We start from the raw sequence: 9,621 nt of genomic DNA, 5'->3' as shown, positions 1-9,621 counted from the left end.
TAATTAAAGTTCGGGGATGGCTCTTCTATGATAAAATATCTTCTCTTTAAACGACTAAACTGTAAGGTAAGATCGTAACTTTTTCATTTTTAGTGAAATAAAGATAATTCGTAATTGGGAAGAATTTTTAAAAAAAGTCGTTGATTCAAGAAATTACTATACGCATCTGGATGAAAAGATTAAGGAAGAAGGCAATGTTATTAGTGGAGTAGAACTATTTTGGCTAACACGGAAATTAAGAGCGCTTCTGATAATATGCATAATGAAAGAGATTGGATTTGAAAATAAGGAAATACTTCTTTTATTAGAATCGTACTTAAACAATAATATGAATTCTATTTTTAAAAATTAGCCTAATAATCGGAAACACCGAAATTCTTCTAACTACAAGGCTTATCCTACTCCATCCCCTTCGGGATGAGGCCCAGGACCCTGGCCGGCGAGCCGCCGCCCGTCCCCAACGGCAAAAGCCCAATGAAGACCGCGGAGCCGGTGGGCGGAAGCCTCCTCAAATCCCTCAGGTTCAGCAGGACGATCCCCCCAATCTCGGCCATGAGCCTCGACGCCTCGGGGTCTTTCTTAAAGCCGGGGTCGAGGCCCGGCGCGTCTATCCCGATCACCCTGACCCCCCTCTTTTCGGTCAGGTACTTCACGGCGTCGACGGAAACCCCGGGAAAGTGCATCTTCTTTCCCTTGTCGAAGTTGAAGTATATCGTCTCGTCCCCCCATTGCCTATCCCAGCCGGTCTCGATCAGGACGATCGAGCCGTTCGGAACCGGGCCGTTGTAATCCTCCCAGCGCATTATATGGCCGGAATCGAGGGAGTAGTCGGAATCTTTCTCCACGGCGCCCTCCACGTTGATGACCACCGCATTTCCCGCAAGGTATCCCGGCTCGACCCGGTCGGCGGTGGAATATTCCGCGCCCCACCGCGACGGCACCACAACGTGCGTCCCGGACCTGTCCGACATCGTAATATCGTAAAGGTAAGGGGCGGCCTCCCCCTGACCCTTTTTCATAGCTATCGAAACGGGCGAGTCGCCGGGGAAGTAAACAACGCCGTCGCTCAGGGGATGGGTAAGATCGACGACCTCGTATTTCGACAGGTCTACTGCCAAAGAGCGGCCGCCTGTGAGAAAGAGAGCCGTGAAGGCGATCGAAAAAATCGGCGTAAATCTCTTCAATGCTCTAATCCACATATGAGACCTCCTGAATTTTTTAGACTACAAAAAAGGGGCCGAAAAAACTGAGGTTGAGCCTCGAAACCCTGCCGCCGACCCCCAATAACCTCACGGCCTACCCCCCCTACTCCCCCTACCCCCCCTTTAAGATGAGGTACTTCTCCTTGAAGTGCTTTATGTCCCCGTTCTCGGCGAAGCTGTAGTAGTCGTTCTCCCCGATGATTATGTGGTCGTATACGTCCATGTCCATCATCCTGGCCGCAAAGACGAGGTTTCTCGTTATCTCCTTGTCCTGGGACGAGGGCTTCGGGTGTCCGCTCGGGTGGTTGTGTACGAAGATCAGTCCGGAGGCGTTGTACCTGATTGCCTTTTCTATTATCTTCCTCGGGTAGACTATAGACTGGTTCAGCGTACCCTCGTGGAGTGTCTCGGTGTGGATGATCTCGTTTCTCGAATTCAGGAATATGACCTTGAATATCTCGTGCTTCAATCCCTTCATGGAGACCTGAAGGTACCTGAGCACATCCTTCGCCGAGTGGAGATATTCCTTCTTCGTTATCTTATCCCTCAGGTAGTACGAAGAGGCCTCGAGGATGAACTTGATCAGGAAGGCCGCGTTCTCTCCCACCCCGGAGACGGACATCAAGTCCTCCCGCGAGGCCTCGAAGACCCCCTGGATCGTCTTGAACTCCTTTATCAGCTTCTTCGCTATCGGCTTGGTATCCCTCCGGGGGATGGCGAAGGTCAACAGTAGCTCTATGATCTCGTAGTCGGAGAGGCTTTCCGGGCCCGCCTTCAGGAACCTATCGCGCAGCCTCTTCCTGTGCCCCAGGTAATCCTTTTCGCCTGTTTTCGGATCAGTCATTTCATTAAAAACAAGATTGAAGCGTAAAAATCAAACCATCAAGGGAAAATTCTACCCGAACGAGCTTCAAAAGGCAATGGTTCAATTGCCCTTTGCCCCCCCTTGTCCACATTAGAAAAGATTATTTATTTAGTCAAGATTGCTTAATATATGTTTTTTCACCCGAGCCGCTTCAACCTTGCGGCGAAGAACCCGTCCGGGCAGTCGGAATCGCCCGGTGCTTTGATATTGCCACTCACCCCGTCATCGAAGACTTGAGGCGGTGTAAAGAGGCACTCCTTCGATACGAGCCTGTCGGTTCCCTCTCCAAGATAGTCGGAGACGTCCTCGAAGGAGAAATCGCCGTGCTCTTTCAAAAAGTCTTCGACGACCCCGATCCCCTCCGCCGGATTTATCGTGCAGACGCAGTATACCAGCGCCCCCCCCCTCTTCACGCGACCGGCGGCCGCCTTAAGGATACTCCTCTGATTCTCGATTAAGGTCTCGATCTCCTTTTCCTTTAATCTCCACTTGATCTCCGGGTTTCTTCGCAGCGTCCCCAGCCCGCTGCACGGAGGGTCTACGAGCACCAGGTCGAACAGTTCCGATTCCCTTAGAGGCAGAGAGTTGGAATCTGCTACAACAGTCTTTAAAGAGCCTATCCCGAGCCTCTTTGCGTTTTCGGCGATTGACCCCGCCCTCCCCTCGTTTATATCTATCGAGAGGACAAAGCCTCCGTCCTCCATCAGCTCCGATATGAAAGTCCCCTTTATCCCCGGGGCAGAGCAGAGGTCAAGAATCCTCATTTCCGGCTTCGGGTCGACGATGATGGGGACAAGCTGGGACGCCTCGTCCTGAAGGGTAAAGCTCCCGTCGAGATAGAGCTCATCCCTGAAGAGGGCGCCCCCCCCGTTCACGATTATCCCGTGGGGGGAATATCTCGTCGACGCCGCGTCAAATCCCCTATCGATTAACACCTCCAGCAGCTCCCCCCTCGTCAGCCTCATGACATTTGTCCGTATCGCGACCGGAGGCCTCGTGGAGTAGGTCCCGGCAATCGCCTTCGCGGTCTCGTATCCAAAGTTGTCTATAAAAAATCGTGAGAGCCACTCGGGAAGGGAATAGTAGACCGAGAGAAAGCCCGCCGGGTCTCCTTGCTCGTCCGGGTACTCAATCCCATCCATCGACCTCAGGGCGGAGCGCAAAACGCCGTTTATGAAGGAGCCGGCGCTCCTCTTCCCGTAGATTGCCGCGAGCTCCACCGCCTCGTTTACGGCGGCGTAGGGGGGGATCTTTTCGAGAAAGACTATCTGGTAGAGGGCGACTCGAAGGATGTTCAAGACCTTGTCGTCGAGCGACTCAAGCGGCCTCTTCGAGAACCGGGACAGGATGAAGTCGATCCTCTTCAGGTTCCTCAAGACCCCGTAGGTAAGCTCCGTGGAGAGGGCCCTGTCTTTCTGGGACAGGCTTTTCGCGGCGGTCTCGTCCCTGGAGAGGAGGATATCCAGGACGGTGTCCGAATACACCCCTTTTTGCAAAACCGCATTTACGGCCGAAACGGCCACGTCCCTCGGTCCCGTCATGGTACAGTATTTCCCGATAAATTTTGATTAATTATTTTGTAGGAAGAATAGTAGATGTCCAAGATTTGTGACACTCTTTCTAACGCTTCACTCGCCGCCGAAGATCGTGCCCGTCTCGATTCCCTTCCCCCTCAGAAACTCCCCGGCTTCCATCCTCCTCTTCCCCGGCGCCTGAAGCTCCCTTATGACAACGCCTCCCCCCTTTGCCGCCACGACGATGCCGTTGCCCGTTATATCGACGACCTTCCCGGCCCGTCCATCCACCCTCCCTTCTGCGACGTCGACCCTGAAGATCTTCAAAACCTCCTCCCGAAGGGTTGTAAAGGCCCCCGGCCAAGGTGTCATCCCCCGAACATGATTCTTTATCTCACCGGGGGGACTGTCCCAGTCGATCCTGCCGTCCTCCTTTTTGAGTAGGGGCGCCAGGGACTTTTTATCGTGATCCTGGGGGACGGGAGTAATCTTGTCACCCCCCATGCCAGAGATCGTCTCCATGAGGAGCTCCGCCCCGAGGGCGGCCAACCTTGCGGTAAGCTCTCCCGCCGTCTCCTCCTCCCCGATGGCCGTATCCCTTGCAAGGAGTATGTCCCCCGCATCCATCCCCTCATTGAGCAGGATCGTGGTCACACCCGTTACCCTCTCGCCTCTCAATATCGCCCAGTTCGCCGGGGCGGCGCCGCGGTACTTGGGGAGTATGGAGGCGTGGACGTTTACGCATCCCATCGGGGGGATATCGAGAAGCTCTTTCGGAAGGAACTGGCCGAAGGCCGCGACTACGATAAGGTCTGGAGACAATCCCCTTATCCTAACTATGAATACAGGGTCGGACACCCTTTCCGGTTGCACCACCTCAATTCCGTTATCTTCGGCGAGCAATTTGACCGGCGGGGGCACCAAACCCCTTCCCCTCCCCTTGGGCCTGTCCGGCTGCGTCACCGCGAGGAGGATATCAACGTCCCCGTCGATAAGCGCCCTGAGACTCGGGACGGCGAAATCGGGGGTTCCCATGAAAACGACCTTTGTGGAGCCCTTCATAGTCTATCTACAGCGCGCCCCCCTTGGATTCATCCCTCGCCGTTTCCTTCAAGCCCTTTTTCACCTTCCTCCGATAAATGTCCCTCTTTAGCCTGCTGACCTTGTCCACAAGGAGTATCCCGTCAAGGTGGTCGATCTCGTGCTGAAAGACAACGGCAAGAAGGTCATTGGCCTTATATGTCACTTCGTCCCCTTTCTCGTTTATCCCCTTCACGGACACCTCCTTCATCCGCTCCACCTCGACGATGAACTCCGGAAGGGAAAGACATCCCTCCTCGTATGTGAACTTCCCGTCCCCCTCTACTATTTCGGGATTGACAAGCATGATCGGATCTTTCTTGTCATCCGGTCTGACATCGATGACAATAATCCTCTTGTTCACGCCGACCTGGGGGGCGGCAAGCCCCACCCCGGGGGCGCTGTACATCGTCTCGAGCATGTCCTCCATCAGCTGTCTTGTCTCGTCATCGACAGCTTCAACCCTGTCTGAAGCGGTGGAAAGGACAGGGTCCGGATACTTCACTATTTCAAGAACGGCCATCTTCCATCATCCTCTTCGTTCTTTACTAAATATATCCTGCCTCTGAAATATTTGACTTTATATTATAGCATATCGAGAGGGTCGACATCAACGGATAACTTGACCCCGCCGGGGATAATTTTGCCTTCATCCCTCAAGAGCTCATCGAGGACTGCGGTAATAGAACCCCTCTTTTCCCCCTTAAGCATGATCTGAAAGCGGTGCTCCCCCTTTATCCTCGGGATCGGCGAAACGACAGGCCCCAGTATTGAAACGGCAAGTTTTTTTGACCTTTTAATCGCATCAAGCCTCTCTCCGACCGACTCCGATACTTTCTTGACGTGTCCCTTGTCCCGTCCCCTCAGATTAAGGAGAACGAGCCTCGAAAACGGCGGGTATCCGAGCTCCCTCCTCGATTCCATCTCGATTTCAAGGAATGAATCGTAATCGTGGGAAGAGGCGCACCTTACGGCGTAGTGCTCGGGGTTGTACGTCTGGATAACCACCCCGGCGAGGGCCTCTCCCCTTCCCGCCCTTCCGGCGGACTGGGCCAGGAGGGAAAATGTCCTCTCGGCCGACCTGAAGTCCGGGATGTTAAGCCCCACGTCGGCGTTTATGGCGCCCACCAGCGCCACCCTCGGGAAATCGTGCCCCTTGGCGACCATCTGCGTCCCCAGAAGGATGTCCGCCTTTCCCTCCGCAAACGCCGAGAGGTTTTTGCCGATCGCCCCCTTTTTTCTAGTGGAGTCTCTGTCGAGGCGGATCGTCCTCGCCCCGGGGACTATATGCGTCAGCTCCTCCTCTATCCTCTCGGTCCCCGTGCCGACAAGGAGCAGCCGCCGATCCTCGCACTCGGGGCAAAAATCGGGGGCGTCCTTTCTAAAATCACAGTAGTGACACAGAAGGCTCCTCGTCCCCTTGTGGTAGGTCATGGTAATGCTGCAGGACGGGCAGAGAAAATTGTGCCCGCAGGTGGGGCAGAGGATAAAGGAGGAGAACCCGCGGCGGTTCAAGAGGAGGATTACCTGGTGGCCGGAGTCTATTGTTCTTGCAATCTCGTCGGCGAGCCTCTTCGTGATGCTCTTCGTCACAAGCTCCGCCTCCTTTAGATCGACGATCTCCACCTCCGGCATCCTGCCGTCCATGGCGATCCTCTCGGGGAGCCTGATGAGTCTGTAGCGGCCGGTGGTGGCGTTGTTGTAGCTCTCCAGAGAAGGGGTCGCGGAGCCGAGGAGCACCACCGCTCCCCTGATCTTTCCCAGCATCACGGCGGCGTCTCTGGCGTTGTACCTGGGCACGTCCCCCTGCTTGTAGGAACCCTCGTGCTCCTCGTCGACCACTATTATCCCGGGGTCAGGCATCGGCGCAAAGATGGCCGACCTCGCCCCCAGGACAACTCTCGCCTCCCCGGTTTTTATCCGCCACCACTGGTCCAACCGCTCCCCGTCCGACAGGGCGCTGTGGAGCACCGCTACCGTATCGCCGAACCTTCCCCTGAATCGGGAGAGTAGCTGGGTCGTCAGGGCAATCTCCGGGACAAGAACTATCGCCCCCCTCCCCAGGCCGAGCGCCCTCTTCACGGAGCGCAGATACACCTCCGTCTTTCCGCTCCCGGTAACGCCGTAGAGGAGATGGGCCGAAAATCCCCCCGATTCGAGGGCGCCCTCCATCTCCGATACGGCGGAAACCTGGGCCGCGCTCAACTCCTCTATCGGACTTACATCGATCCCGGAAAGCTCCACGAAGGGGATCTCCCTCGCCCGGTGCTCAGTAGATACATCTACGGCCCCCAGCTCCTTAAGCTTCTTCACCTTATCTCCTGCACCCTTGAACCTCTCGTTCAGCTCGCTTAACGGGACGCTTTCGGTCTCTGCGATAAACTCGAAGAGTTCACGGGTCGCCATCGAGCGGGAGAGCCTCTCCTTAATCTCATCCAAAATCACTCCATCATTGAGAGACACGACCCTTATCTCCCCCCGCTTGGTCTTGGGCGACTCCACCTCCTCCTTGACAACGAGGCAGCCCATCTCCTCAAGCCTGCTTATCCGGTAATTTATATCATGACCCTTCAGCTTACCCTTCAGCGTATCCAGAGAGATCCCCTGACCCTCCCCCGACAGATCCAATATCTTCAGATCAACCTCCGAAACATCGTCCGGGACCTTAAGGGCCTTAATCCACTTTTTCGACCTGATGTTGATCCCCCCGGGAAGCCCCTTCCTTATCACCTCACCCAGGGGAGCACAGTAGTATTCTGCGAGGAAGCGAAAGAAATCGAGGGCGCCGGCGTCGAAGACCGGCTCGTCATCCAAGATATCGATGATCTCCTTGAGCTCCCCCTCGTAATCCCCCCCCTTTGTGGAGACCACATAACCCGTAACCCTCCTTCTTCCAAGGGGGACGAAGACCCTCGTCCCCAAGGGAATCCCGCCGCGCAGCCGCTCCGGCACCTTGTACGTAAGGGTCTTAAAGAGGCCCGTTGCCACGGCCACGGAGACGGTCGAAAAATCCTTTCCCGCGTCCTCGGTCATCACGGGGCCGGGCCTCTCATCTCGTTTCAATTTCACTCTTCTTAAATAAATGGAAGGTAATAAGAATAAAACCGGATTGATTTGTTGAGCGTCAAGCTAAACTTCCACCTTTTCGCTCGGGAAGCTAAGCTCCCCGTCATTGTCGAGGATCTGATCGGGGTCATAGATCATAACGCTCTTACCCGATATGGATATAAATCCCCGGCGGTTGAGCTCGTTCAGCACCCTCGACACGGTCTCCCTGGAGGCGCCTATCATCGACGCGATATCCTGTTGGGTGGGCCTTTTCTCGATAAGGATGCCGTCGTCGTATCTTGCGCCCTCCCTCTTTGCGAGATCGAGGAGGAACCTCGCCACCCTGCCGAACACGTCGAGGAGGATGAGGTTTCCGATCCTCTCGTCCGCCCTCCTTATTCTCCGGCTCATCTCCGAAAGCACCCCCGTGGCTATGGTGGGGTTCTGTTTGATCTGCTTCAGGAAGTCGTTCCTCTGGATTACGAGCATTGTTGAGTCCTTCATGGCGATAACTGTGGCCGACCTCGGCTCCCCGTCCAGAAGCGACATCTCCCCGAAGAAATCCCCGTCCCCCAGAACCGAGAGGATTATCTCCTTGCCGCTCTCCGACAGGAGAACGACCTTGACCTTTCCGGACAATATGAACATCAGGGAGTTCCCCTCGTCCTCCTCGTGGACGATGATGCTCTCCTTCGGATACTTCTTCCTTATGGCCGTATCGCCGATGGTCTTCAACTCTTCATCGCCGAGCTTACTGAATATCGGAATCTGCCTCAGGACATTTACTTTTTCCATTGGCTCACCTCTTCCATAGACTCACCCCCACCCCTTTTTTGCGCATTATATACTAATTTTTTTAAAGTGAAAAGGGATTTTATAAAAAGAACCGATATTATTAAGAACCCATATTATATATTGTCACGACGTAATATTTGTGCTATATAATACAGCCCTATGATCAATATCAGAACAAAGCGGGAGATAGAGCATTTAAGAGAGGCGAACCGGATCGTGGCCGGCGCCTACAAGGTCCTCGTGAAGGCGGTCGAGCCGGGGGTTACGACCGCAGAGCTCGACGCCATCGCGGAGGACTACATAAGGAAAGAGGGGGCGGAGCCCGCCTTTCTGGGCTACCGTGGGTACCCGGCGAGCCTCTGCGTCTCCATAAACGAGGAGGTCGTCCACGGAATCCCGGGCAAAAGGGAGATAAGGGAAGGGGACGTCGTCAGCCTCGACCTCGGCTCCAAGAAGAACGGCTACTACGGGGACAGCGCCTTGACCGTTGCGGTGGGGGACGTGGATGACAAGATCGTGGAGCTTATTCGGGTCACCGAGGAGTCGCTGTATGCGGGGATCGAGCAGGCGAGAGTCGGAAACCGACTCTACGACATCTCCGCCGCGGTGCAGGAGCACGTGGAGGCTAACGGGTTTTCGGTGGTGAGGCAGTTCGTGGGCCACGGCATAGGCCAGGAGATGCACGAGGACCCGCAGATACCCAACTTCGGGACGGCGGGGACGGGAGTACGCCTTAAAGAAGGGATGGTGTTTGCCATCGAACCGATGGTGAACATGGGGGGCTGGGAGGTGAAGGTGCTGGAGGACGACTGGACGGTGGTGACGATCGATGGGTCGCTCTCCGCCCACTTCGAGCACTCGATCGCGATAACATCGGACGGGCCGATAATCCTGAGTGACAGGGGGTGAGGGGGGGGAGGAAGGCTTTTTTCGACTTCAATAAAAGCAGGATTCACCTGCTTTTATTGTATTCCAGATCGCATTTCAAAACCACCCGATTGCTTCGTCGCTGAAGCTCCTCACAATGACATTATATGAAAAAGTTACGATCTTACCTTACAGTTTAGTCGTTTAAAGAGAAGATATTTTATCATAGAAGAGCCATCCCCGAACTTTA

General features: G+C 54.9%; 8 protein-coding genes. 1 reads left to right on the top strand and 7 read right to left on the bottom strand.

What is annotated here, in order from left to right:
• Positions 1–398 precede the first annotated feature (398 nt).
• From JW984_07690 to JW984_07660, 7 genes are all read right to left on the bottom strand, one after another.
• A complete protein-coding gene (locus JW984_07690; protein ID MBN1573060.1) occupies positions 399–1,199 on the bottom strand; it encodes a cyclase family protein in 801 nt (266 codons plus the stop codon).
• Between the two features lie 115 nt (positions 1,200–1,314).
• Positions 1,315–2,046 (bottom strand): DNA repair protein RadC, encoded by a 732-nt coding sequence (gene radC / locus JW984_07685; GenBank protein ID MBN1573059.1) that lies wholly within the window; start codon positions 2,044–2,046, stop codon positions 1,315–1,317.
• A gap of 158 nt (positions 2,047–2,204) precedes the next feature.
• Entirely contained in the window at positions 2,205–3,608 is a 1,404-nt protein-coding gene (gene rsmB, locus JW984_07680) for a 16S rRNA (cytosine(967)-C(5))-methyltransferase RsmB (GenBank protein ID MBN1573058.1), read from the bottom strand.
• 87 nt (positions 3,609–3,695) lie between these two features.
• Positions 3,696–4,643, bottom strand: coding sequence for a methionyl-tRNA formyltransferase (locus JW984_07675; GenBank protein MBN1573057.1), 948 nt, complete (start codon positions 4,641–4,643; stop codon positions 3,696–3,698).
• A 7-nt stretch (positions 4,644–4,650) separates the two neighbouring features.
• On the bottom strand, positions 4,651–5,184 hold the full coding sequence (gene def / locus JW984_07670) for a peptide deformylase (GenBank protein ID MBN1573056.1): 534 nt from the start codon (positions 5,182–5,184) through the stop codon (positions 4,651–4,653).
• A 62-nt stretch (positions 5,185–5,246) separates the two neighbouring features.
• Complete coding sequence (gene priA, locus JW984_07665) at positions 5,247–7,724, bottom strand: primosomal protein N' (protein ID MBN1573055.1); 2,478 nt, start codon at positions 7,722–7,724, stop codon at positions 5,247–5,249.
• A gap of 66 nt (positions 7,725–7,790) precedes the next feature.
• A complete protein-coding gene (locus tag JW984_07660; protein MBN1573054.1) occupies positions 7,791–8,504 on the bottom strand; it encodes a Crp/Fnr family transcriptional regulator in 714 nt (237 codons plus the stop codon).
• A gap of 159 nt (positions 8,505–8,663) precedes the next feature.
• Between JW984_07660 and map the strand changes: the two genes are divergently transcribed.
• Positions 8,664–9,413, top strand: a complete 750-nt coding sequence (map, locus tag JW984_07655; protein MBN1573053.1) for a type I methionyl aminopeptidase — start codon at positions 8,664–8,666, stop codon at positions 9,411–9,413.
• Positions 9,414–9,621 lie beyond the last annotated feature (208 nt).

The sequence above is a fragment of the Candidatus Zymogenus saltonus genome (assembly GCA_016929395.1).
Classification (GTDB): domain Bacteria; phylum Desulfobacterota; class Zymogenia; order Zymogenales; family Zymogenaceae; genus Zymogenus; species Zymogenus saltonus.
The sequence above is the reverse complement of the archived record's forward strand: the minus strand, read 5'-3'. Positions and strand labels throughout refer to the sequence as shown.

What these genes read in the sequence shown, in the direction of transcription:
- rsmB (MBN1573058.1), bottom strand. Translation starts at nt 3,608, where the DNA reads ATGACGGGACCGAGGGACGTGGCCGTTTCGGCCGTAAATGCGGTTTTG.
- JW984_07690 (MBN1573060.1), bottom strand. Translation starts at nt 1,199, where the DNA reads ATGTGGATTAGAGCATTGAAGAGATTTACGCCGATTTTTTCGATCGCC.
- JW984_07675 (MBN1573057.1), bottom strand. Translation starts at nt 4,643, where the DNA reads ATGAAGGGCTCCACAAAGGTCGTTTTCATGGGAACCCCCGATTTCGCC.
- JW984_07660 (MBN1573054.1), bottom strand. Translation starts at nt 8,504, where the DNA reads ATGGAAAAAGTAAATGTCCTGAGGCAGATTCCGATATTCAGTAAGCTC.
- map (MBN1573053.1), top strand. Translation starts at nt 8,664, where the DNA reads ATGATCAATATCAGAACAAAGCGGGAGATAGAGCATTTAAGAGAGGCG.
- def (MBN1573056.1), bottom strand. Translation starts at nt 5,184, where the DNA reads ATGGCCGTTCTTGAAATAGTGAAGTATCCGGACCCTGTCCTTTCCACC.
- radC (MBN1573059.1), bottom strand. Translation starts at nt 2,046, where the DNA reads ATGACTGATCCGAAAACAGGCGAAAAGGATTACCTGGGGCACAGGAAG.